This is a genomic window from Streptomyces sp. NPDC015661 (assembly GCF_043077765.1).
Classification (GTDB): Bacteria; Actinomycetota; Actinomycetes; order Streptomycetales; family Streptomycetaceae; genus Streptomyces.
In genome coordinates this window covers 31115-54580 of sequence record NZ_JBIBST010000021.1, presented here as the reverse complement: position 1 = coordinate 54580, position 23466 = coordinate 31115, and the positions used below count along the sequence as shown (strand labels likewise).

23 protein-coding genes are annotated in these 23466 nt (G+C 72.5%); 18 read left to right on the top strand and 5 right to left on the bottom strand.

The genetic code is table 11. The annotated features are described in order from the left end of the window. Position 1: 1 nt before the first annotated feature. The 3 genes from ACF07V_RS37135 to ACF07V_RS37125 all read left to right on the top strand — a co-directional run bounded on the left by ACF07V_RS37135 (position 2) and on the right by ACF07V_RS37125 (position 2839). Positions 2–676, top strand: coding sequence for an ABC transporter permease (locus ACF07V_RS37135; protein WP_392160326.1), 675 nt, complete (start codon positions 2–4; stop codon positions 674–676). Between the two features lie 5 nt (positions 677–681). After that, complete coding sequence (locus ACF07V_RS37130; protein WP_392160324.1) at positions 682–1680, top strand: ABC transporter substrate-binding protein; 999 nt, start codon at positions 682–684, stop codon at positions 1678–1680. 130 nt (positions 1681–1810) lie between these two features. Continuing rightward, positions 1811–2839: a hypothetical protein gene (locus ACF07V_RS37125; protein ID WP_392160322.1), complete on the top strand. Its 1029-nt coding sequence runs from the start codon at positions 1811–1813 to the stop codon at positions 2837–2839. 50 nt (positions 2840–2889) lie between these two features. Here the strand turns inward: ACF07V_RS37125 and ACF07V_RS37120 are convergent, their stop codons facing one another. Both ACF07V_RS37120 and ACF07V_RS37115 read right to left on the bottom strand, forming a co-directional pair. Next, positions 2890–4032: an NADH-quinone oxidoreductase subunit D gene (locus ACF07V_RS37120; protein ID WP_030693194.1), complete on the bottom strand. Its 1143-nt coding sequence runs from the start codon at positions 4030–4032 to the stop codon at positions 2890–2892. A 232-nt stretch (positions 4033–4264) separates the two neighbouring features. Further along, positions 4265–5248 carry an SAM-dependent methyltransferase gene (locus tag ACF07V_RS37115; RefSeq protein ID WP_392160320.1) on the bottom strand — a complete coding sequence of 328 codons (984 nt, stop codon included), beginning with the start codon at positions 5246–5248 and terminating at the stop codon, positions 4265–4267. A 97-nt stretch (positions 5249–5345) separates the two neighbouring features. Here ACF07V_RS37115 and ACF07V_RS37110 point away from each other — a divergent pair, with 97 nt between their 5' ends. Both ACF07V_RS37110 and ACF07V_RS37105 read left to right on the top strand, forming a co-directional pair. Continuing rightward, a complete protein-coding gene (locus ACF07V_RS37110) occupies positions 5346–6551 on the top strand; it encodes a sensor histidine kinase (protein WP_392160318.1) in 1206 nt (401 codons plus the stop codon). 22 nt (positions 6552–6573) lie between these two features. Continuing rightward, complete coding sequence (locus tag ACF07V_RS37105; protein WP_392160316.1) at positions 6574–7248, top strand: response regulator; 675 nt, start codon at positions 6574–6576, stop codon at positions 7246–7248. Between the two features lie 31 nt (positions 7249–7279). Here ACF07V_RS37105 and ACF07V_RS37100 read toward each other — a convergent pair whose 3' ends face one another. Then, positions 7280–8368 carry a DUF5937 family protein gene (locus ACF07V_RS37100; RefSeq protein ID WP_392160315.1) on the bottom strand — a complete coding sequence of 363 codons (1089 nt, stop codon included), beginning with the start codon at positions 8366–8368 and terminating at the stop codon, positions 7280–7282. A 132-nt stretch (positions 8369–8500) separates the two neighbouring features. On the opposite strand from ACF07V_RS37100, the gene ACF07V_RS37095 reads away from it, so the two are divergent. Next, the gene (locus tag ACF07V_RS37095) at positions 8501–8707 is read left to right on the top strand and encodes a hypothetical protein (RefSeq protein ID WP_392160313.1); all 207 of its coding nucleotides are present in this window, start codon (positions 8501–8503) and stop codon (positions 8705–8707) included. 358 nt (positions 8708–9065) lie between these two features. Here ACF07V_RS37095 and ACF07V_RS37090 read toward each other — a convergent pair whose 3' ends face one another. Beyond that, positions 9066–10238 (bottom strand): threonine aldolase family protein, encoded by a 1173-nt coding sequence (locus ACF07V_RS37090; protein ID WP_392160311.1) that lies wholly within the window; start codon positions 10236–10238, stop codon positions 9066–9068. Positions 10239–10364: 126 nt separating this feature from the next. Here ACF07V_RS37090 and ACF07V_RS37085 point away from each other — a divergent pair, with 126 nt between their 5' ends. The 11 genes from ACF07V_RS37085 to ACF07V_RS37035 all read left to right on the top strand — a co-directional run bounded on the left by ACF07V_RS37085 (position 10365) and on the right by ACF07V_RS37035 (position 19909). Continuing rightward, on the top strand, positions 10365–11345 hold the full coding sequence (locus ACF07V_RS37085; protein WP_392160309.1) for a Rossmann-like and DUF2520 domain-containing protein: 981 nt from the start codon (positions 10365–10367) through the stop codon (positions 11343–11345). Beyond that, positions 11342–12403 (top strand): pantoate--beta-alanine ligase, encoded by a 1062-nt coding sequence (panC, locus tag ACF07V_RS37080; protein WP_392160307.1) that lies wholly within the window; start codon positions 11342–11344, stop codon positions 12401–12403. Before ACF07V_RS37085 ends, panC begins: the two co-directional genes overlap by 4 nt. Continuing rightward, positions 12400–14094, top strand: coding sequence for an L-aspartate oxidase (locus tag ACF07V_RS37075; RefSeq protein WP_392160305.1), 1695 nt, complete (start codon positions 12400–12402; stop codon positions 14092–14094). Before panC ends, ACF07V_RS37075 begins: the two co-directional genes overlap by 4 nt. Next, positions 14095–15114 (top strand): carboxylating nicotinate-nucleotide diphosphorylase, encoded by a 1020-nt coding sequence (gene nadC / locus ACF07V_RS37070; protein ID WP_392160303.1) that lies wholly within the window; start codon positions 14095–14097, stop codon positions 15112–15114. After that, on the top strand, positions 15114–15920 hold the full coding sequence (locus ACF07V_RS37065; protein WP_392160302.1) for a type III pantothenate kinase: 807 nt from the start codon (positions 15114–15116) through the stop codon (positions 15918–15920). Before nadC ends, ACF07V_RS37065 begins: the two co-directional genes overlap by 1 nt. Positions 15921–15992: 72 nt before the next feature. Next, the gene (locus tag ACF07V_RS37060; protein ID WP_392160300.1) at positions 15993–17480 is read left to right on the top strand and encodes a hypothetical protein; all 1488 of its coding nucleotides are present in this window, start codon (positions 15993–15995) and stop codon (positions 17478–17480) included. Between the two features lie 116 nt (positions 17481–17596). Then, positions 17597–18169 (top strand): hypothetical protein, encoded by a 573-nt coding sequence (locus ACF07V_RS37055; RefSeq protein ID WP_392160402.1) that lies wholly within the window; start codon positions 17597–17599, stop codon positions 18167–18169. Positions 18170–18183: 14 nt separating this feature from the next. Further along, positions 18184–18354, top strand: a complete 171-nt coding sequence (locus ACF07V_RS37050) for a hypothetical protein (protein WP_181924602.1) — start codon at positions 18184–18186, stop codon at positions 18352–18354. A gap of 114 nt (positions 18355–18468) precedes the next feature. Beyond that, positions 18469–18888, top strand: a complete 420-nt coding sequence (locus tag ACF07V_RS37045; RefSeq protein ID WP_392160298.1) for a BlaI/MecI/CopY family transcriptional regulator — start codon at positions 18469–18471, stop codon at positions 18886–18888. 15 nt (positions 18889–18903) lie between these two features. Beyond that, positions 18904–19419 carry an amino-acid N-acetyltransferase gene (locus ACF07V_RS37040; RefSeq protein WP_392160296.1) on the top strand — a complete coding sequence of 172 codons (516 nt, stop codon included), beginning with the start codon at positions 18904–18906 and terminating at the stop codon, positions 19417–19419. 154 nt (positions 19420–19573) lie between these two features. Further along, complete coding sequence (locus ACF07V_RS37035) at positions 19574–19909, top strand: Lsr2 family protein (RefSeq protein WP_189803307.1); 336 nt, start codon at positions 19574–19576, stop codon at positions 19907–19909. Here ACF07V_RS37035 and ACF07V_RS37030 read toward each other — a convergent pair. After that, positions 19888–20475: an SCO3374 family protein gene (locus tag ACF07V_RS37030; protein WP_392160295.1), complete on the bottom strand. Its 588-nt coding sequence runs from the start codon at positions 20473–20475 to the stop codon at positions 19888–19890. The genes ACF07V_RS37035 and ACF07V_RS37030 overlap by 22 nt on opposite strands. Before the next feature lie 461 nt (positions 20476–20936). Here ACF07V_RS37030 and ACF07V_RS37025 point away from each other — a divergent pair, with 461 nt between their 5' ends. Continuing rightward, positions 20937–23459 (top strand): ATP-dependent Clp protease ATP-binding subunit, encoded by a 2523-nt coding sequence (locus ACF07V_RS37025; protein WP_392160293.1) that lies wholly within the window; start codon positions 20937–20939, stop codon positions 23457–23459. Positions 23460–23466: the final 7 nt, after the last annotated feature.

Below are 23466 nucleotides of genomic sequence, written 5' to 3'. Positions count from 1 at the left end.
GATGGGCATCGTGACGGGCGCCTGGGGCTGGCTCACCACCGGCGCGCACTGGACGGGCGAGGACGGCATCGGGCAGCGGCTCGCCGAGCACGTGTACGTGAGCGGGGCCGCGCTCCTGATCGCCGCGGCGCTCGCGCTGCCGCTGGGCCTGTGGCTCGGCCACCTCGGCCGGGGCGGGGCGCTCGCGGTGAACGTGTCGAACGTGGGGCGGGCGATCCCCGTCTTCGCGGTGCTGGCCCTGTTCATGGTGTCGCCCCTGCGGAACGCCGGTTATGTGCCGACGGTGGTGGCCCTGGTGCTCTTCGCGATACCCCCGCTCCTCACCAACGCGTACGTGGGGGTGCGGGAGGTGGACCGGGCCGCGGTGCGGGCCGCGCGGGGCATGGGGATGACGGGCGGCCAGCTCTTCCTGCGGGTCGAACTCCCGCTGGCCCGGCCGGTGGTGATGACCGGGGTCCGCTCGGCCGCGGTGCAGGTGGTCGCCACGGCGACGGTCGCCGCGATGGTCGGACAGGGCGGCCTGGGCCGGATCATCACGGCCGGCTTCGCCACGTACGACACCGCGCAGGTCGTCGCGGGCGCCGTGCTCGTGGCGCTGCTCGCCCTCCTGGTGGAGGGCGTCCTGGTGGGCGCGGACCGACTTCTCGACCGACACAGAAGACTTGTTGAACGCTGACTGGGATGGGTGATCTCGTGAACAGGGTCTCGCGTATCGCGGGCGCGCTGCTGGGTACGGCTGCGCTGACCGCGGCCCTCGCCGCGTGCGGTGGTGACAGCCTGGAGGAGGGCGGGAAGAAGGACTCCGGGAGCTCCGGCGGCGCCGGCGGCGGGGAGAAGGGCTCGCTGGTGGTCGGCGCGGCCGCCTTCACGGAGGCCAAGGTCCTCGCCGAGCTGTACGCGCAGTCGCTGAGGGATGCCGGATACTCGGTGTCCATCACCACGGTGAAGAATCGCGAGCTGTACGAACCCTCCCTGGAGAAGGGCGAGATCGACGTCGTCCCGGAATACGCGGCGACGATCGCGGAATTCCTCAACGCGAAGGTGAACGGGCCGAAGGCGCCCGAGGACAAGCCGGTCGCCTCGGGCGACGCGACGGCCACCGTCGACGCGCTGCGGAAGCTCGCCGAACCGCGTGGTCTGAAGGTGCTCACGGCCGGAGAGGCCGTCGATCAGAACGCCTTCGCGGTGACGAAGGAATTCGCCGAGAAGAACAAGCTGACGACGCTTTCCGATCTGGGCCGCGCGAAGCTGAAGGTGAAGATCGCCGCCGGTGACGAATGCGCGGTGCGCCCCTTCTGCGCGCCCGGTCTGAAGAAGACGTACGGGATCGACGTGGCCGGGATCGACCCCAAGGGCGTCGGTACGCCGCAGGCCAAGCAGGCGGTGAAGGACGGCGTGGACCAGCTGGTCCTGACCACCACCACGGACGCCACGATCGACACGTACGGCCTCGTCCTCCTCACGGATGACAAGCACCTGCAGAACGCCGACAACGTGGTGCCCGTGGTCAACGCCAAGGACGCCGGTTCTCCCGAGATAGCCGCCGCGCTCGACAAGATCGCCAAGGTGCTGACCACAGCGGATCTCGCCGAACTCAACCGCAAGGTGGATGCCGAGCGGGCGAAGCCGGAGGACGTCGCCAAGGAGTATCTGGAGACGAAGGGGCTGCTCAAGAAGTAGGCGGCGGGGGAGGGGAGTCGGCCCGAAACGGAACCGGAACCATCGATATCCACTTCTGATGGCGAGAAGTGGCCAAGAGATTGCCGGGCCGACGCCCCACATGGCGCCTACGCACGGTAAATTTCAGGCCATGCCACGTGGACGCCACCGCCATTCCCCGCCTCTGCACAAGCTGCTGCCGCCCTCCGCGGTCGCCGGCGCCGCGGTCGTGTGCGCCGCGGCCGCCTGGCTGCCCGGCGACCCGGTGATCGCGCGGCTGCTCGCGGCCGCGGCGGCGGCCGCCGCCGTCACCGGTGCCGTCCTCATGCGCAGTTGGGACCGGAGCGCCGGTCTGAAGGTCGCCGAGCTCGACCGGGCGCGCGCCGCCGACCAGTGGAAGGCCGAGGAGCGGACCGCCGAGCTGGAGTCCGACCTGGACGAGTCCCGCGCGCTCCGCACCCGGCTCGACGCCAAACTCCGCGCCAAGCGCGTGGAGCTGGCCGGACTGCGCGGCGAGCACGCCGACCTGCTCCGCCGGTACGCCACCGCGGAGACCGAGCGGGCCAGTGCCCTGGAGGGCCGCCGCGTCCTCGCCCTGGAGACGAGCACGGCCACCGACGCCAAGGCGCTGCCGGCCGCCGGCTCCACGCCCACCCCGGAGGCCTACCGCCGCGCCGCCCAGGCGCTCCGCGACCTCCCGCGCAACGCCGCGGCCCAGCAGGCCCGCCGCACGGCCGAGGCGGCTCGCGCCCGCGACCTCGCCGAACGCGCCCGGGAGACGGAGGAGCCGCAGGGGAAGCACGCGGCGGCCGCCGGAACCGAGCAGCACACCCGTACGGCCGCCACCGCTCCCGCGCTCCCGCCCGCCTCCACCGCGCTGCCGGCGGTGCCGGTCGCGTCCGCGATCGTGCCGTACGCGGCGCGCAGGCCCGTCCCGCGGCCCGAGGGCGGCTTCGACTTCTTCGGTACGCAGAAGGAGGCGGCGGTCATCGAGGCCGTGCAGAACTCCGACCTCGCCGACGTCGTCGGCGAGGAGGTCCTCGCCTCCGCGGCCCCTCTGCTCACCCCGGCGGCGCCCCGGGCGATCGGCCAGGTCATCGGCCAGGTCATCGACCTGACGGCCCACGACGAGACCGAACAGCTGGACGTGGCGGAACTCCGGGGCGCGGTCAGCTCCTGACCCGACGCACGGCCGTGACCGGCCCGCGCCCCGAGCGGGCGCGGGCCGTTCTACTTGTCGATGTCGCCGACGACGAAGAACAGCGAGCCCAGGATCGCCACCATGTCGGCGACCAGCGTCCCCGGCAGCAGTTCCACCAGCGCCTGGATGTTGTTGAACGACGCCGAGCGCAGCTTCAGCCGGTACGGGGTCTTCTCGCCCTTGGACACCAGGTAGTAGCCGTTGACGCCGAGCGGGTTCTCGGTCCAGGCGTACGTGTGCCCCTCCGGCGCCTTGAGCACCTTCGGCAGCCGCTGGTTGATCGGCCCCGGCGGCAGCTCGGCCATCCGGTCCAGGCAGGCGTCCGCCAGGTCCAGGGAGTTGTGCGTCTGGTCGAGCAGGCACTCGAACCGGGCGAGGCAGTCGCCCTCCTGCCGCACGGCGACCCGCAGCGTGTCCTGGAGCTCCCCGTACGCGAGGTACGGCTCGTCGCGGCGCAGGTCGAAGTCGACCCCCGAGGCGCGGGCGATGGGCCCCGACACCCCGTACGCGTGCACGGTCTCCGGGCTCAGGACACCGACCCCGCGCGTACGGCCCCGGAAGATCTCGTTGCCGAGGACCAGCCGGTCGTACACGTCCATCCGCGACCGCACGTCCGCGACGGCCTGCCGCGCCCGCCCGAGCCAGCCGGCGGGCAGGTCCTCCTTGAGGCCGCCGACCCGGTTGAACATGTAGTGCATCCGGCCGCCGGAGACCTCCTCCATCACCGCCTGGAGCTCCTCGCGCTCCCGGAAGGCGTGGAAGACGGGCGTGATCCCGCCCAGTTCGAGCGGGTACGAGCCGAGGAACATCAGGTGGTTGAGGACCCGGTTCAGCTCGGCGAGGAGCGTCCGCGTCCACACGGCCCGCTCCGGGACCTCCATGCCGAGCATCCGCTCCACGGCCATGACCACGCCGAGCTCGTTCGAGAAGGCGGACAGCCAGTCGTGGCGGTTCGCCAGCATGATGATCTGCCGGTAGTCCCGCGCCTCGAAGAGCTTCTCGGCGCCCCGGTGCATGTAGCCGATCACCGGCTCGGCGTGCCGGACGACCTCGCCGTCGAGCACGAGCCGGAGCCGGAGCACGCCGTGGGTCGAGGGGTGCTGCGGGCCGATGTTCAGCACCATGTCGGTGCTCTCCGCCGCGCCGCCGATTCCGACCGTCGTCTCCGTCATGCGGCCAGTATCCCCTGCGCTCCCCCCACCCCGTTGTGGACCCACGTTCCCCCGGGACACCACCCCCGCCCACCCCCGTTGTGGACATGCGCTCCACCGGTGCGGTGCCCCTGCCCACCCCGTTGTGGACATGCGCTCCACCGGGGCGGTGCCCACCCACCTGCCCACACGGGGGTGGGCGTCGTCCGGGACGGTTGCCCACGCGGCGGTGGGCGTCGTCCGAGTGGGTGGGTCACCCGGCGTCGGACGGGACCCGTTGGGTCAGCCACAGGAAGTCGCCCAGGCCGCCCCGCGCCGTCAGCTCCGCCGCCTCGCCCGCCGAGGCGAGCGCCCGGACGTACCCGGCGGGGTCCGTCGAGGCCAGCCCGAGCGGCGGCCGCTCCCCGGACACCCCGAGCCGCCGCAGCGCCTCCCGCTGCGTGACCAGCTCGGGCGCGGGGAGGCCCGCTGGGAGACCGCCGGCCGCGTCCATCGCCACATGGGACGTCACGTCGCAGCTCCCGTCCGGGACCGGCGGGACCTCGCGCCCCGCGCGGAAGCCGCTCAGGGACCCGAAGGGCGGCCGGGAGGCCCGTACGTGGGCGTAGTCCACGGCCACCGCGCGCCCCGCCGTGAGGCTGCCGACCGCCGTCGCCCAGGCCTCGTCGCGGGGCCGCCCGATCTCGGCCCGCGTGCCCGGTTCCCGCAGCGGCCACCAGCGGGCCAGCCAGTCGGCGTCCGGCCCGGAGACGGGGGCGCCGAGCCGTTCGGTGCCGTCCCGGGCGACCTCCACGTACCGGACGGTGCCCGCCGCGTCCGCCTCGGCGACGTCCACCGGCACGTTGTCGAGCCACTCGTTCGCGAAGAGCAGCCCCCGCACGCCACCCGGCACCCGGTCCGTCCACTCCACCCGTGGGTCGAGCCCGTCCGGGCGGGCCGCGCGCTCGACCGCGTACGCCTGTACGGAGAGCGAGGTCCCGACGGCCGCGAGCACCGCCGTCAGGAGCTCGCCGCGCCCCGCGCCCACGTCCACCAGGTCGACCTCGGCCGTCCCCAGCTCCTCCGCGACCTCGCCGAGCAGCCGGGCCACGGCCCCCGCGAAGAGCGGGGAGGCGTGCACCGAGGTGCGGAAGTGCCCCGCCGGCCCCTCGGGGCGCAGATAGAAGCCCCCGGCGCCGTACAGCGCCCGCTCCGTGGCCTCACGCCACCCCTGCCACTGACACGTCTCATCCGTCACGTGCCCCAGTCTCCACCTCGGGGAGTACGGGTCCCGCGCCAAGGATCGACCCCACGGTTGATCCCTGCACCTATCCCTCTTCCCTACTCTGGGTGACGTGCAGAGCCTCTACGACTTCATCCGCAGACACCCGACGGGCGTCGACACCTTCTGGGCCGTCGTCCTCCTCGGGTTCTCCCTGCTGTGGGTGGTGTCGGCGGGCGTGGCGAACGGCGGCCCCCTCGGGTACGTCCTCGTCGCCCTGCTCTTCTCGCTGGTCGTGGCCCTGCGGCGACGGGCGCCGGAGAAGATGCTGCTGCTCGCGGTCGCGCTGGGGCTGATCCAGCTCGTCCTCGACCTGGTGCCGTTCCTGGCCGACTTCGCCATGCTCGTGATCATCTTCACGGTCGCGGCGCACGACGGCCCCCGCTGGGCCTCCCGGCTGGCGCTCGTCGGCGGACTCAGCGCCTCCACGCTCGCCCAGGTCAGATGGCCCATGGAGGAGGGCTCGGGCTCCGGCGCGGCCAAGGTCTTCTTCGCGGTCATCATGACCGTGCCGTTCGCCCTCGCCTGGGTCCTGGGCGACTCGCTCCGCACCCGCCGCGCCTATTTCGCGCAGCTGGAGGAGCGGGCCTCCCGCCTGGAGCAGGAGCGCGAGGCCCAGGCCAAGGTCGCGGTCGCCGCGGAGCGGGCCCGGATCGCCCGCGAGCTGCACGACGTCGTCGCGCACAACGTGTCGGTGATGGTGGTCCAGGCCGACGGCGCCGCCTATGTCATGGACTCCTCCCCGGAGACCGCCAAGCAGGCCCTGGAGACGATCTCCACCACGGGCCGGCAGGCGCTCGCCGAGATGCGCAGACTCCTCGGGATCCTGCGCACCGGCGAGCACCAGGAGGCCGGGGAGTACGTGCCGCAGCCCGACGTCCAGCAGATCGAGGACCTGGTGGAGCAGGTGCGGGGCGCCGGCCTCACCGTCGACTTCGCGATCGAGGGGAGCCCCCGCCCGCTGCCCAGCGGCGTCGAGCTCACCGCGTACCGGATCGTGCAGGAGGCCCTCACCAACACGCGCAAGCACGGCGGGCCGGACGTCGGCGCCAGCGTGCGGCTCGTCTACTTCGACGACGGTCTCGGGCTGCTCGTCGAGGACGACGGCCGGGGCGCTCCGCAGGAGATGTACGAGGACGGGGGCGCCGACGGACGGGGCCACGGTCTGATCGGCATGCGGGAGCGGGTCGGCATGGTGGGCGGCACCCTGGACGCGGGGCCGCGTCCCGGCGGCGGTTTCCGGATCAGCGCCCTGCTCCCCCTCAAGCCCGCTCACTGACGACCCCTAAGGAACTGACCTGATGTCCATCCGCGTGATGCTCGTCGACGACCAGGTGCTGCTGCGGACCGGTTTCCGCATGGTGCTCGCCGCCCAGCCGGACATGGAGGTCGTGGCGGAGGCGGGCGACGGGGTCGAGGCCCTGGAGGTGCTGCGTTCCACGGCGGTCGACGTCGTCCTGATGGACGTGCGCATGCCGAAGCTGGACGGGGTGGAGACGACCCGGCGGATCTGCTCGGAGCCGGACGCGCCGAAGGTGCTGATCCTGACGACGTTCGACCTCGACGAGTACGCGTTCTCGGGGCTCAAGGCGGGCGCGAGCGGCTTCATGCTGAAGGACGTGCCGCCGGCGGAGCTGCTCGGCGCGATCCGCTCGGTGCACAGCGGTGACGCGGTGGTGGCGCCGTCGACCACGCGCCGGCTCCTGGACCGCTTCTCGCCGATGCTGCCGTCCTCGGGCAGGGAGCCCGAGCACAAGGAACTGGGGCGGCTGACGGACCGGGAGCGCGAGGTGATGATGCTGGTCGCGCAGGGCCTGTCGAACGGCGAGATCGCCGCCCGGCTCGTCCTCTCCGAGGCGACGGTGAAGACGCACGTGGGCCGCATCCTGACCAAGCTGGGCCTGCGCGACCGGGTCCAGGTCGTGGTCCTTGCGTACGAGACGGGCCTGGTCCGGGCGGGCGGCGGCGCGGTCTAGCGGCCCCCGGGCCGCATCGCCCGAGCCTCCGTCACCGGAGCACCGACTCCAGGAAGTCGCTGCCGAGCCGGGCCACGACGGCCACGTCGAGCTGGTGGAGCACGTACCGGCCGCGGCGCTGGGTGACGATCAGCCCGGCCTTCTTCAGGACCGCGAGGTGGCGGGAGACCTCGGGGGCCGTGATGTTGTAAGCGTCGGCCAGCTCGCTCGTCGTGCTGGAGCCGCGCGCCAGACTGCGGCAGAGCCGCATCCGCATGGGATGGGCGACGGCCTCAAGGCGCAGCTTGACCGCCTCGACGGAGGCCGCGCCGCCGAGGTCGCGCGTGGGGATCGGGTACTGGATGACGGGCTGCCAGCCCGGGGTGTACAGGGCGAAGAGGTGCGGCCAGCCGAAGGCCGTCGGCAGGAGCGTCAGCGCGGAGCCCTCGGCGCTGGTCCGGCCCTGGATCAGTTTGTCGACGACGATCCGGGAGCCCTTCTCGTCCTCCTCCAGGCTCATGGCGGCGGAGGCGTCGGTGACGGCCTCGGCCAGCCCCTTGTGGCGCATCAGCTCCGTCTTGTGGCGGGCGTCGGCGGCGAGCTGGATCCGGACCCGGCCCCAGGTGTCCGCGAAGAAGGCCTCGTCGCAGTCCTCCATGAGCCGCCGGATCCACGCGCGCGTGCCGGGCGGGTCGGTCAGCATCCGCTCCACGAACGCGGCCTGGCGCGGGCCGCGCGCGGCCGCCAGGTCCTGGGCGCGGCGGCGCATCCGTTCGTCGACGAGCGGGGAGGGGGCGCCGTCCCTGTAGTGGCTGTTGCAGGAGATCTCCAGGGCGGAGCCGACGAACTTCTCGTCGTCCATGCGGTCGAGGTCGTCCAGCTCCTCCGCGAGGGTCTCCCGGGGGTGGGCCGGCAGCAGGATGTCCGAGCGGGTGGAGTTCCACATGAAGTCGGCCTCGTGGAGCCGGTCCGCGAGCTCCGGCTTCAGGGCAGCGGTCGTCGTGGTGGTCCAGGCGTGCAGCCGGGGGTGGTGCGTGGGCTCGGCGAGGGCGTGCAGGGCGGCGCCCAGCTCGGCCAGCGGCGAGGGGCAGAAGGTGATCCGCTCGTGCGGCAGTCCGGTGATGTCGATGGTCACGCTCACCCGTCCATGGTGCGGGGTGGGTCGGGGGAGCTGTCGTCCCGTTTGACGGGGGTCGTCAATCGGCGGGCCCCGGATTGACGGGGGTCGTCAATCCGGGGGCCTCGCCGCGGTGGCGCGGCGCACGGTGAGGCCATGAACGCGCTGCACCAGTACCTCTTCGACACCTACCGCGCCGGCCGGCTCGGCGAACCGATGCCGCCGGCGCCCGGCACGCAGGACGTGGCCGTGTTCCGGGCCCTCCGCGACCGCCGCCGCCTCGAACGGGCGACGGCGGGCCGCGGGGCCGGCGACGGACCGCTCCGCCGACTCCGTACGGCCCTGCGCGGCCGCCGGACCTGAGGCCCGGCGGCCGGACTGGCGTCCCGGACCTGAGGCCCTGCGCGTCCGGTGGCCCGGACCCGAGGCCCCGGCGGCCGGGCCGTCAGCCCGGATCTGAGGTCCGGTGGCCCGGACCCGAGGCCCCGGCGGCCGGGCCGTCAGCCCGGACCTGAGGCCCGGTGGCCCGGACCTGAGTCCCGGCGGCCGGACTGGCGTCCCGGACCTGAGGCCCTGCGCGTCCGGTGGCCCGGACCCGAGGCCCCGGCGGCCGGGCCGTCAGCCCGGACCAGTGGCCCGGCCGTCCGGAACCGAGGCCCGGCGGCCGGTCCGGCGGCCCGACCTGACGCCCCGCTGCCGGGCCGGCCCGGATCCCCGCCCGTCAGCCCTCCACGCGCGCCAGGAAGTCCCGTACCGCCTGCTTCACGTCCTCCGCCGTCCACTCCAGGCCGGCGCCGGCCACCGTCAGCTCCGTGACCGCCACCCCCGGCGGGCCGCCCGCGCCCGGGGCGGACCAGCGGCGGAAGAAGGCGGTGCCGGTGTCCTCGGTCTGGGCGAGGGCCGCCGCCGTCAGGGCGTCCGGGTCGTACGGCAGCCAGACCTGGAACTGATGGGTGTGCGGGGTCTCGGGGTGGACGCGGAACCAGCCGGTGCCCGCCTCCGCCAGCGCCTCCCGGACCGCGTCGGCGACCACGCGCGCGTGGGCCACGTACGAGGGCAGCCGGGGCAGCTCGACGTCGAGGCCCCGGAGCGCGGAGAGCGCCGGCGCGTACTGCTGGAAGAGCATCCCGCCGTACCGGTGGCGCCAGATCCTGGCCTCCTCCACGAGGTCCTCGGGGCCGGCGAGCACGGCCCCGGACATGCCGCCGAGGGACTTGTAGAAGGAGACGTACACGCTGTCGGCGAGCTCCGCGATCTCGGCGAGGCTCCGGCCGAAGTGCGTCGTGCACTCCCACAGCCGGGCCCCGTCGAAGTGGACCACCGCGTCCCGCTCCCGGGCCGCCGCGACGACCTCGGTGAGCTCCTCCCAGGACGGCAGCACGAAGCCGGCGTCCCGCAGCGGAAGCTCGAGCATCAGCGTCCCGAAGGGCTCCGGGTGGTCCCGTACCTCCTCGGCGGTCGGCAGCCGGGGCGCGTCGGTCGGGTGGACCGTGCGGAGCCCGGAGACGGCCCCGAACGCCCCGTTCTCGTGGACCTCGGGGTGGGCGAGCGGGTGGAGGGCGACGACGGGGCTGCCGGTGCGCCCCGCCCAGCAGCGCAGCGCCACCTGCTGGGCCATCGTGCCGGTCGGGAAGAACACGGCGGCGGGGAGGCCGAGCTCCTCGGCGACGCGTCGCTCCAGCTCCTCCACGAGCCCGTTGCCGTACGTGTCGAGCAGGGCTTCCCCGTGGCCCGCGGCCTCCGCCCAGTCGGCCAGTTCACGCAGCCGCGACCCGACGGTGCCGTCGACCGACGTGTTCCACAGGCTGCGCTCGGCGCCGCCCCACACCTTCTGCCGGTGGAGCCGGGCCGCTTCCCCGTCCACAGGAGTCTCCGCAGGAGTCACAGGATTCATGGGTTGATCATCACACCACCGCCCACACCCTGTGGACAGGCCACGGAGCGCCGCGAAACGCTGGCGTAGCATGACCAGAAATCGTCCGGTACCCGCCGAGGACTGGAACGGAAGGCCGTCCCCACCGTGAACGCACCAGCAGCGCCAGAGCCCCGAGGCCCCGAGCCCCGGGCCGAGGACCGACCCGCCCGGCTCAGTGTCGGAGTCGTCGGCGCCGGCCGGGTCGGCCCCGCCCTCGCCGCCTCGCTCCGGCTCGCCGGGCACCGCCCCGTCGCCGTCTCGGCGGTCTCCGACGCCTCCCGGCGGCGCGCCGCCGAGCTCCTGCCCGACGTCCCCGTCGTCGAGCCCGCCCGTGTCCTGGCCCTCGCCGACCTGGTCCTCCTGACCGTGCCGGACGACGCGCTGCCGGGCCTGGTCGAGGGCCTCGCCGACACCGGAGCCGTACGGCCGGGACAGTTGATCGTGCACACCTCCGGGCGGTACGGGGCGCGGGTCCTCGACCCCGCCCGCCGGGCCGGCGCCCTGCCGCTCGCCCTGCACCCCGCCATGACCTTCACCGGCACCGCCGTCGACGTCCAGCGGCTCGCCGGCTGCTCCTTCGGGGTGACCGCGCCCGAGGAGCTGCGGCTCGCCGCCGAGGCGCTGGTGATCGAGATGGGCGGCGAGCCCGAGTGGATCGCGGAGGAGGCCCGGCCGCTCTACCACGCGGCCCTGGCCCTCGGCGCGAACCACCTGGTCACCCTGGTGGCCCAGTCCATGGAGCTGCTCCACAAGGCCGGTGTCGCCGCCCCCGACCGCATGCTGGGCCCGCTCCTGGGCGCCGCCCTGGACAACGCCCTGCGGTCCGGGGACGCGGCCCTCACCGGTCCCGTCGCGCGCGGTGACGCCGGTACGGTCGCCGCCCACGTCGCCGAGCTGCGCAAGCACGCGCCCGGCACCGTCGCCGGTTATCTGGCGATGGCCCGCACGACCGCCGACCGGGCGCTCGCGCACGGCCTGCTCAAGCCCGAGCTGGCCGAGGACCTGCTGGGCGTGCTCGCCGAGCCGGTGAGCGGACCCGCCCGCCCCGCAGACCCCGCCGACGGGCCGCAAGGAGACGACCGATGAGCCTGTTCGCCCGTGACGGCGCCAAGGACGGCCGCGGCCGGCCGGCCGAGCTCTTCCGTACGGCCGAGGACCTCCAGGACGCCGTCGCCCACTTCGGTTTCCCCGGCCGCAATGCCGTGGTCATGACCATGGGCGCCCTCCACGAGGGCCACGCCACGCTGATCCGGGCCGCGCGCGAGCGCGTGGGCGCCAAGGGCTTCGTCGCCGTGACCGTCTTCGTGAACCCGCTGCAGTTCGGTGCCGGCGAGGACCTCGACCGCTACCCGCGCACCCTCGAAGCCGACCTGGAACTGGCCTTCGCGGCGGGCGCGAGCGCCGTCTTCGCGCCCTCCGTCGACGAGGTCTACCCGGGCGGAGAGCCGCAGGTCCGGATCACCGCCGGGCCCATGGGCGAGCGGCTCGAAGGCGCCTCCCGGCCCGGCCACTTCGACGGCATGCTGACGGTCGTCGCCAAGCTGCTCCACCTCACCGCGCCCGACCTGGCCTTCTTCGGCCAGAAGGACGCCCAGCAGCTGGCCCTGATCCGCCGCATGGTCCGCGATCTGAACTTCCCCGTCGAGATCGTCGGCGTGGAGACCGTCCGCGAGACCGACGGTCTGGCCCTGTCCAGCCGCAACCGCTACCTGTCGTCCGGGGAGCGGCGGACGGCCCTGTCGCTGTCCCGCGCGCTGTTCGCGGCCCGGGAGCGGCTCGCCGCGCAGGAGGCGCTGCGTGCGCGTGCCGCCTCGCTGCCGGGCGCCCAGGGCCGGGCCGAGAACCGTGCCGAGGCGCTGTCGCGGATCGGCGAGGCACGGGCCGCCGCCGACGCCCACGCGGTCGCGCAGGCCGCCGAGGGCGGCTGCGCCGACGCCGTACGGGCCGCGGCCCGCTCCGTCCTGGACGAGGCGGCCAAGTCCGAGCCGCCGCTCACCCTGGACTACCTGGCGCTCGTCGACCCGGCCGACTTCACCGAGGTCGCCGGCGACCACGACGGGGAGGCGATCCTCGCCGTCGCCGCGCGCGTGGGAAGCACGCGGCTCATCGACAACATCCCCCTGACCTTCGGAGCCACCAAGTGACCGGAATACGGCTGCACGCGCCCGCGCCGGGCTGGGCCATCGACGCCGACGTCGTCGTGGTCGGCTCCGGGGTCGCGGGCCTCACCGCCGCCCTGCGGTGCACCGCCGCCGGGCTCCGGACGGTCGTCGTCACCAAGGCGCGGCTCGACGACGGCTCGACCCGCTGGGCCCAGGGCGGCATCGCGGCCGCGCTCGGCGAGGGCGACACCCCCGAGCAGCACCTCGACGACACCCTCGTCGCCGGTGCCGGGCTGTGCGACGAGCAGGCCGTGCGGGCCCTGGTCACGGAGGGCCCGGACGCGGTCCGCCGCCTGATCTCGACCGGTGCCGACTTCGACAAGACCTCCGACGGCGAGATCGCGCTGACCCGGGAGGGCGGCCACCACCGCCGCCGGATCGCCCACGCGGGCGGGGACGCGACCGGCGCCGAGATCTCCCGCGCCCTGGTCGAGGCGATACGGGACCGGGGCGTGCGCTTCATCGAGCACGCCCTCGTCCTGGACCTCCTCACGGACGCAGAGGGCCGCACGGCGGGCGTGACGCTGCACGTCATGGGCGAGGGGCAGCACGACGGCGTCGGCGCCGTCCACGCGCCCGCGGTGGTCCTGGCCACCGGAGGCATGGGCCAGGTCTTCTCCGCCACGACCAACCCGGGTGTCTCCACCGGTGACGGCGTCGCGCTCGCGCTGCGGGCCGGGGCCGAGGTCTCCGACCTGGAGTTCGTCCAGTTCCACCCCACGGTGCTCTTCCTCGGGGCCGGCTCCGAGGGGCAGCAGCCGCTGGTCTCCGAGGCGGTACGGGGCGAGGGCGCCCATCTCGTCGACGCCGACGGGGTCCGCTTCATGCTCGGGCAGCACGAGCTGGCCGAGCTCGCGCCCCGGGACATCGTCGCCAAGGCGATCACCCGCCGGATGCTGGAGCAGGGCACCGAGCACATGTACCTCGACGCCCGCCACTTCGGCGCCGAGATGTGGGCGGAGCGCTTCCCGACGATCCTGGCGGCCTGCCGCGCCCACGGCATCGACCCGGTGACGGAGCCGATCCCGGTCGCCCCCGCCGCCCACTACGCCTCCGGCGGCGTCCGCACGGACCTGCGCGGCCGGACCACCGTGCCGGGCCTGTACGCGTGCGGGGAGGTCGCCTGCACCGGTGTCCACGGCGCCAACCGGCTCGCCTCGAACTCGCTCCTGGAGGGCCTGGTCTTCGCCGAGCGGATCGCCGAGGAGATCACGGCCGCCGCCCCGCGCGTGCCGGGCGCCCCGGTGCCGCACCCGGCCCCGGTGACCCTGCCGCTGCCCGTGGCCGGCGCCCGGACCCGTATCCAGCGGATCATGACGGCCGGCGCGAGCGTGCTCCGCTCGGAAGCCAGCCTGCGGGAGGCCGCCGAGGCCCTCGACGCCCTGCACAGCGACGCCGTGGCGGGCGGCGACGACGACAGCAAGGCGGCCGAGCCCGGCGTGGACTCCTGGGAGACCACGAACCTGCTGTGCGTCGCCCGGGTCCTGGTCGCCGCGGCCCGCCGCCGCGAGGAGACCCGCGGCTGCCACTGGCGCGAGGACCGCCCGGAACGGGACGACGCGAACTGGCGCAAGCACCTCGTCGTCCATCTGACCCCGGAGCGGAGCCTCGACCTCCGCACCACCGAAACCTCCGACTTTCCCCCCACCCTCGACGCACCCAGGGAGCCGTAAGTGAGCACGCCCGAGGAAGCCCGTCCCGAGCCCGTGGACGTCCCTCTCATCCAGATCAACACGGTCTCCTCCGAGGAGGCCGGCGGCTGCGGCGACGGCTGCGGCTGCGGCGAGGGCGAGGAGTTCGAGTGCGGGCTCGACCCCGCCCTCGCGCAGCTGCTCGCCGACGCCGGTCTCGACCCCGTCCAGGTCGAGGACATCGCCCACCTCGCGATCGCCGAGGACCTCGACGGCGGGGTGGACGTCACGACCGTCGCGACCGTCCCCGAGGACGCCGTCGCCACGGCCGACTTCACCGCCCGCGAGGCCGGTGTCGTCGCCGGTCTGCGGGTCGCCGAGGCCGTCCTGTCCATCGTCTGCGCGGACGAGTTCGAGGTCGAGCGGCACGTCGAGGACGGCGAGCGCGTCGAGGCCGGGCAGGTGCTGCTCAGCGTCACCGCCCGCACCCGCGACCTGCTCACCGGCGAGCGCAGCGCGCTCAACATCCTGTGCCGTCTCTCCGGCATCGCCACCGCCACGCGCGCGTGGGCGGACGCCCTGGAGGGCACGAAGGCCAAGGTCCGCGACACCCGCAAGACGACGCCGGGCCTGCGCGCCCTGGAGAAGTACGCGGTCCGCTGCGGCGGCGGCGTCAACCACCGCATGTCGCTCTCCGACGCGGCCCTGGTGAAGGACAACCACGTGGTGGCGGCCGGCGGCGTCGCCGAGGCCTTCAAGGCCGTCCGCGAGCTGTTCCCGGAGGTGCCGATCGAGGTCGAGGTCGACACGATGCACCAGGTCCGCGAGGTCCTGGACGCGGGCGCCGACCTGATCCTGCTCGACAACTTCACCCCCATCGAGACCGAGGAGGCCGTCGCCCTGGTCGCGGGCCGCGCCGTCCTGGAGTCCTCGGGCCGGCTGACCCTGGAGAACGCGTCGGCGTACGCGTCGACCGGTGTCGACTACCTGGCGGTCGGCGGCCTCACCCACTCCTCCCCGATCCTGGACATCGGCCTCGACCTGCGCGAGGTGCGCTCCTGATGCTGCTCACCATCGACGTCGGCAACACGCACACGGTGCTCGGTCTCTTCGACGGCGAGGAGATCATCGAGCACTGGCGGATCTCCACGGACCCGAGCCGTACCGCCGACGAGATGGCGGTCCTGCTCCAGGGCCTCATGGGCATGCACCCGCTGCTCGGCGTCGAGCTGAGCGACGGCATCGAGGGGATCGCCATCTGTGCGACGGTCCCCTCGGTGCTGCACGAGCTGCGCGAGGTGACCCGCCGGTACTACGGGGACGTGCCGGCGGTCCTCGTGGAGCCGGGCGTCAAGACGGGGGTGCCGATCCTGACGGACAACCCCAAGGAGGTCGGCGCCGACCGCATCATCAACGCGGTCGCGGCCGTCGAGCTGTACGGCGGCCCGGCGATCGTCGTGGACTTCGGCACGGCGACGACGTACGACGCGATCACCGCGCGCGGCGAGTACGCGGGCGGGGCGATCGCGCCGGGCATCGAGATCTCGGTGGAGGCCCTGGGCGTCAAGGGCGCCATGCTCCGCAAGATCGAGCTGGCCCGCCCGCGCAGCGTGATCGGCAAGAACACGGTCGAGGCCATGCAGTCGGGCATCGTCTTCGGGTACGCGGGCCAGGTCGACGGCGTGGTGGCCCGGATGAAGCGGGAACTCGTCGGCCCGAAGGGCGACCCCTCCGACGTCACGGTCATCGCGACCGGCGGCCTGGCCCCGATGGTCCTCGCCGACTCGAAGGAGATCGACGAGCACGAGCCCTGGCTGACCCTGATCGGCCTGCGGCTGGTGTACGAGCGGAACGTCGCGCGCATGTAGGCGTACAACCTCCGCCCCGTCCGGAGGGTCTCCGTTCCGTACGACTGGTTCGTGACGGAGACGAGGTACCCCATGAGGCGCACGGCGGCGCTGTTGTCCGCGCTCCTGTCCCTGGCCGCGGCCGCACCGGCCACCGCGGCGGACGCGGCGGACGAGGTGAGGCTGGAGCTGCGGGCGAGCAGATCCTTCTCCGTGCCGGCGGAGGGCGCGGTGGAGGCCCCCGACTTCGGCGGCTTCGAGATGTACCTCGTGGGGACCACCGGGGAGACCCGTTTCGGGACGGCCGAGAATGTCTCGGTGGTCTTCGACGCCTCCTCGCTCAAGGGCAAGGTCACCCTCTCGCAGTTGGCCTACCGATGCACCCGGCAGGACTACGTCGTCACCTGCCCGGCGGACTCCGTCACCGGCCGGGAGCCGATGCACCCCTTCCGCATGACCTCGGTGAAGGGCGTCCCGGTCGGTGCGGCCGGCACGATCGAGATGAAGGCCACCAGCACCAACACGGCCCCCGCCACCGGCTCCACCAAGGTCTTCATCGGCAAGGCCGAGATGCTTCTGCGCGCCCATGAGCCGTACACCGTCCCGGAGTCCGAGCGTGGCAGCGCGCCGCCGCTCGTTCCCGCCTTCGGCAACAAGGGCCCGCTGACGCTGGAGGGCGGGACGCTCCTCCACGTCTCCGTCTCCGGGGCCGCCCTCGACGGCGTCCGCCACAGCAACTGCTACTACAGCTCGACCGGCGCGGAGGCGTACTGCGAGTTCCCCGGCGACGTGAAGCCGGGCCAGGCGTACGAGACGGACGAGCCGTTCACGGCGTCCATGGCCGGCGCCCCGGAGGGCAGCGGCTCCTACCGGTACCGGGTCGGAGCTTTGGGTGGCGTGCACGTGGATTCGTCGGACTACTGGCGCGACAGCTCCTTCACCAAGGGCGGGGAGCGGCCGCTCGGCCTGAAGCCGGTCGCCCTGTCCTCCCTCGCCGCTGACCGGGGCGGCTCCTTCTCCTTCGGGCTCGCGCGGACCGGACCCGACCTGGCCGCCGAGGGCTTCACGATCCGGGGCGAGATCGGCCGGACCGTGGACATCGGAATCCCCGGCGTCGTGAAAGTGAAGCTGGAGCTCCCGGAGGGCGTCTCGTTCGTGGAGGCCGAGCCGGGCAGCTTCGCCTCGGAGGGGTCGCCCTGCGGCCACTGGGGCACCGGCGACGAGATCATTTGCCAGGGGACGTCATGGACGTTCCTGCGGGCCCGTATCGACCGGAAGGTCGAGGGTGCCGAGGGCACCGTCACCACCGTTCCCGGCACCGGGGAGACCGACCCCAACCCGGCCAACGACACCGCGCCGATCAAGGTGGAGGTCACCGGCGACGCGTCCACGTCATCGTCGGGTACGTCGGGTACGTCGGGTACGTCGGGTACGTCGGGCACGTCGGGCTCCGCCGGCGGAAGCGACGGCGACGGGCTGGCCGCCACCGGCGCGACCGGGATCGCGGTGATCGGGGGCGGTGCCGCCCTCGCCCTGGTCGCCGGGGCGTTGCTGCTGATCAGGCGGCGGCGTTCGGCCTGACGCAAGCGAGACGATCATCCCCCCGCGCCGCGCCGGGGGATGATCAATAAAGCGAAATTTGTCCGATTAGCGCGTATCGTCGCCCCATGCCCACGCCATACGGATCCCGCGGCGGCATGGCGTTCAGCGCGGACGAGCTGCGTGTGCTCCGTCGCGCCCTTGCCATCGCCCTCCACCCTGCCCCCCTCCAGGACGAGGACGTCCAGGACTGTCTGCGTTTGGCCGAATCCGTGGACGAGGCGGTACGCGAGGCCGGCCGGCTGCGCGCCTTCCTCCTCGACGACCTGGCCCGGTACCGCGAGGCGCTGCCCGGGTCCCTCAGCGGCTATCTGGAGCTGCTCCGGGACGCGCTGGCCGCCGGCTACGACCCCGGCGCCGACGACCTCGCCGCCCTGCGCGCGCTGCGCCGCAACCCGGCCGCCGCCGAGCTCCTCGCCCGCTGCCAGGTCCTCGCCGAGCGTTCCGTACGCGCGCGCCTGGCCCGGGTCTCGCAGGCCACCGCCTCGACCGCGCCCTCCGTCTCCCGGGCCCGGCTGCTCGCCCTGCCCGGCGGGCGTGCGGCGGGGGACGAGCCCAAGCCGAAGCCGCCCGTCCCGGCCGAGCGCCCGGTGCCGAAGCCCTCCGAGGTCTTCCCGCCGCGCCGACGGCCCGTTCCGCCGCCCCCGCCCGAGGAGCGGGTCGCCGGATAGCTACTCTGGTCGGCATGGACTACGTATCCGCGCTCCTGCCTCCCGTGGTGATGGCCGCGTTCTTCATCGCCCTCGTCACCGTGATCGTCAAGAGCCAGGGCGGCCCGAACAAGGCCAAGGAGGACGCGGTCGTGGACGCCGCCCTCGCCCGCGCCGAGGCCGCCCGCCAGGCGGACGGCTCCTAGCCCCTCCCGTACAGCAGCGCCAAGGGTGTGCGACCGCTTCCGGTCGTGCACCCTTTTCGTCCTTCTTGAGCGGCAATAGACGTTAATTGGCGTTTCTCCCACTAGGGTGGCATTGTGCCCCGCCCCTTGGGAGAACTCGAAGACGCCGTCATGACGCGCGTCTGGCAATGGAACCGCCCGGTCACCGTCCGGGAAGTCCTGGAGGACCTTCAGCAGGAACGGTCCATCGCCTACACCACCGTCATGACCGTCATGGACAATCTCCATCAGAAGGGCTGGGTCCGCCGGGAGGTCGAAGGCCGCGCCTATCGATATACGGCGGTCTCCACCCGCGCCGCCTACTCCGCCGCGCTGATGAACGAGGCCTGGGCGCAGAGCGACAACCCCGCCGCCGCACTCGTCGCCTTCTTCGGCATGATGTCGCCGGAACAGCGGGAGTCGCTGAACGACGCCATCCGGATCGTCCAGCGCGACAACCCCCTTCCCGCCGCCCCGCGGGAGGCCGAGGGTGAGGAAGGGACGCCCCGCCCGTAGCGATAGCGTCCCCCCATGTCGACCTCCAAAGCCGTCACCGTTCGCAGGGCCCGCACCAGCGATGTGCCCGCGGTCCGCCGTCTCGTCGATCCTTTCGTGCAGCGCGGCATCCTGCTCGACAAGGCGACCGTGACGCTTTACGAGTCCATCCAGGAGTTCTGGGTCGCGGAACGCGACGAGGACGCCGTCGTCGTCGGCTGCGGCGCACTCCACGTCATGTGGGAAGACCTCGCCGAAGTCCGTACTCTCGCCGTCGATCCCGACTTCAAGGGAGCCGGCGTCGGACATCAGGTGCTGGACAAGTTGTTGCACACCGCCCGATGGCTCGGGGTGCGGCGGGTATTCTGCCTGACCTTCGAAGTCGACTTCTTCGTGAAGCACGGCTTCGTCGAGATCGGCGAGACCCCGGTCGACGGAGATGTCTACAGCGAGCTCCTGCGTTCCTATGACGAGGGAGTCGCCGAGTTCCTCGGTCTCGAACGAGTGAAGCCGAACACCTTGGGCAACAGCCGGATGCTTCTGCACCTGTGACGGGGAAGCCCGGCGATCCTCTCGCGGAACCCTATGTCCGAATCGCGCACGTTTCCCGCGTTGCCGGGGTTCTGAACCTCTCCCAGGGGTTTGTGTTTTTCCGGGAAAAGCGGTTTCCTTTCCGCGTACTGCATTTTCGATGAAAGGAAATCCGGTGGCACAGAAGGTTCAGGTCCTTCTTGTCGACGACCTCGACGGCGTCGAGGCGGACGAGACCGTGACGTTCGCGCTGGACGGCAAGACCTACGAGATCGACCTCACCACCGCCAACGCGGAAAAGCTCCGTGGCCTGCTCGAGCCGTACACCACTGGTGGCCGTCGCACCGGCGGCCGCACCACCGGCGGACGCGGCAAGGGCCGCGCCGTGGCGACGGGCAGCCAGGACACCGCGAAGATCCGCGCGTGGGCCAAGGAGAACGGCATGAACGTCAACGACCGCGGCCGCGTCCCCGCCGACATCAAGGCCGCCTACGAGGACGCGAACCGCTGAGGCGAAAGCTGCTGAGCCGCCCCACGGGTACGGGCACTCAGCAGTCGCACCCGGTGGCACTCCGCAGCGGCGGCGGCCACGAGACGCACCAGACAGGGGGCACCCGCAACGCCCCAGGGCGCGGACCGCAGCGCCGGCAGCGAGGACTCGACCTCGCGACCCGGCGCGGGCGCCCGCAGCCACACCGCGGCGCCCGGCGCGCCGGAACCGCTCCACCCCGGGGGAAGGGGTGCGGTCGTCCGGCCGCCGGCACCGCGGATCGCGAGATCCAGCGAGATCCCGCCCCACTCCAGCCAGTCGAGCAGTCCCGGTAGCTCCTCCGCGCTCCCCGCGGCCACGAGCAGCCCCATCCGGCGCCCCATCAGGGCCACCGGCCCCGTCGTCGCGCCCATCCGGCGCAGCACGCCCCGGCCGGCCGCGGCGGGCAGTTCCAGGACGTCGAAGCGCAGCCCCGTGACCAGCTCCGCCGGCGGGCCCGCCACGGCGGCCCAGCCGAGCTCGTCCTCGTACCACCGCGCGATCCCGCCGTCGGACGGCGTGCGGGGGAGCGGGACGGTGAAAGCCATGCCCGGGGAACTCCCTCGGGGGCCCATTGGTTACGCCCGCGGTGACACACCGTCCCCCCGTGAACGCGCAAGGTGTCCGGGATGGGGCCTACGCGTGCATTCGGCAGCGCAAGGGTGTTCGCTGGTAGCGGAGGGAACCGGGGTGCGCCGCATGGAGTGTCAGTGCTTACGGGTAAGACATTCCTAGTGGAGAGGGGCGACTCGCGGGCTTCGGCGTCTCACGTTCGCCATCGGCGTACTGATGGCGCGGGTAACTACTTGGCCTGCGGGAACATCGTCTCGCACCATCGGGTTGGAGCATTTGTCGGCTGTTCGGCAGCAGGTCTCCCCGCTGAAGAGGGGGTGATCCGGACGGATGTCGGCAGTTGGAATGAGCGGTCCCCGCTTGCGGGACTAAGCTGCGGAAGGACAGGGAGGGGATCGACCCCTAACTGACTGACCGCTCTGAGGAGCGATTAACGATGTTCGAGAGGTTCACCGACCGCGCGCGGCGGGTTGTCGTCCTGGCTCAGGAAGAAGCCCGGATGCTCAACCACAACTACATCGGCACCGAGCACATCCTTCTGGGCCTTATCCACGAGGGTGAGGGTGTCGCCGCTAAGGCCCTGGAGAGCCTCGGGATTTCGCTCGAGGCGGTCCGCCAGCAGGTGGAGGAGATCATCGGCCAGGGCCAGCAGGCCCCGTCCGGGCACATCCCCTTCACCCCTCGTGCCAAGAAGGTCCTGGAGCTGTCGCTCCGGGAGGCCCTCCAGCTCGGCCACAACTACATCGGCACCGAGCACATCCTGCTCGGCCTGATCCGCGAGGGCGAGGGCGTCGCCGCCCAGGTCCTCGTGAAGCTGGGCGCCGACCTCAACCGGGTCCGGCAGCAGGTCATCCAGCTGCTCTCCGGCTACCAGGGCAAGGAAGCCGCCACGGCCGGCGGTCCTGCCGAGGGCACCCCCTCGACGTCCCTGGTCCTCGACCAGTTCGGCCGGAACCTCACCCAGGCGGCCCGCGAATCCAAGCTCGACCCGGTCATCGGGCGCGAGAAGGAGATCGAGCGGGTCATGCAGGTGCTGTCCCGCCGCACCAAGAACAACCCGGTCCTCATCGGCGAGCCCGGCGTCGGCAAGACCGCCGTCGTCGAGGGCCTGGCGCAGGCCATCGTCAAGGGCGAGGTGCCCGAGACCCTCAAGGACAAGCACCTCTACACCCTGGACCTCGGCGCGCTGGTCGCCGGCTCCCGCTACCGCGGTGACTTCGAGGAGCGCCTGAAGAAGGTCCTCAAGGAGATCCGCACCCGCGGCGACATCATCCTGTTCATCGACGAGCTCCACACCCTCGTGGGTGCGGGCGCCGCCGAGGGCGCGATCGACGCCGCCAGCATCCTCAAGCCGATGCTGGCCCGCGGTGAGCTCCAGACCATCGGTGCCACCACGCTCGACGAGTACCGCAAGTACCTGGAGAAGGACGCGGCCCTCGAGCGCCGCTTCCAGCCCATCCAGGTCGCCGAGCCGTCGCTGCCGCACACCATCGAGATCCTCAAGGGTCTGCGCGACCGGTACGAGGCCCACCACCGGGTCTCCATCACCGACGAGGCCCTCGTCCAGGCCGCGACCCTGGCCGACCGGTACATCTCGGACCGCTTCCTCCCGGACAAGGCGATCGACCTGATCGACGAGGCCGGCTCCCGGATGCGCATCCGCCGGATGACCGCGCCGCCGGACCTCCGCGAGTTCGACGAGAAGATCGCCGGCGTCCGCCGCGACAAGGAGTCCGCGATCGACTCGCAGGACTTCGAGAAGGCCGCGTCCCTGCGCGACAAGGAGAAGCAGCTCCTCGCCGCGAAGACGAAGCGGGAGAAGGAGTGGAAGGCCGGCGACATGGACGTCGTCGCCGAGGTCGACGGCGAGCTGATCGCCGAGGTCCTCGCGACCGCCACCGGCATCCCGGTCTTCAAGCTGACCGAGGAGGAGTCCTCGCGTCTGCTCCGCATGGAGGACGAGCTCCACAAGCGCGTCATCGGCCAGAAGGACGCCGTCATCGGCCTCTCGCGGGCCATCCGCCGTACCCGTGCGGGTCTGAAGGACCCGAAGCGCCCCGGTGGCTCGTTCATCTTCGCCGGCCCGTCCGGTGTCGGTAAGACCGAGCTTTCGAAGGCGCTCGCCGAATTCCTCTTCGGCGACGAGGACGCGATGATCTCCCTCGACATGTCGGAGTTCAGCGAGAAGCACACGGTTTCCCGCCTCTTCGGTTCGCCGCCCGGATACGTCGGCTACGAAGAGGGCGGCCAGCTCACCGAGAAGGTGCGCCGCAAGCCGTTCTCCGTCGTCCTCTTCGACGAGGTCGAGAAGGCCCACCCCGATATCTTCAATTCCCTTCTCCAGATCCTGGAGGACGGTCGCCTGACCGACTCCCAGGGCCGGGTCGTGGACTTCAAGAACACGGTCATCATCATGACCACCAACCTCGGGACCAGGGACATCTCGAAGGGCTTCAACCTGGGCTTCGCCGCCCAGGGCGACACGAAGTCCAACTACGAGCGGATGAAGGCGAAGGTCAGCGACGAGCTGAAGCAGCACTTCCGCCCGGAGTTCCTCAACCGTGTGGACGACATCATCGTCTTCCCGCAGCTGACGCAGGAGGACATCCTCCAGATCGTCGACCTGATGATCAGCCGCGTCGACGAGCGCCTCAAGGACCGGGACATGGGCATCGAGCTCTCCCAGTCCGCGAAGGAGCTGCTCGCCAAGAAGGGTTACGACCCGGTGATGGGCGCCCGGCCGCTGCGCCGGACGATCCAGCGCGAGATCGAGGACACGCTCTCGGAGAAGATCCTCTTCGGCGAGCTGCGCCCCGGTCACATCGTGGTCGTGGACACGGAGGGCGAGGGCGAGGAGCGCAAGTTCACCTTCCGCGGCGAGGAGAAGACGGCTCTGCCGGACGCCCCGCCGATCGAGGCGACGGGCGGCACGGGCCCGAACCTGTCGAAGGACGCGTGACGCAGGC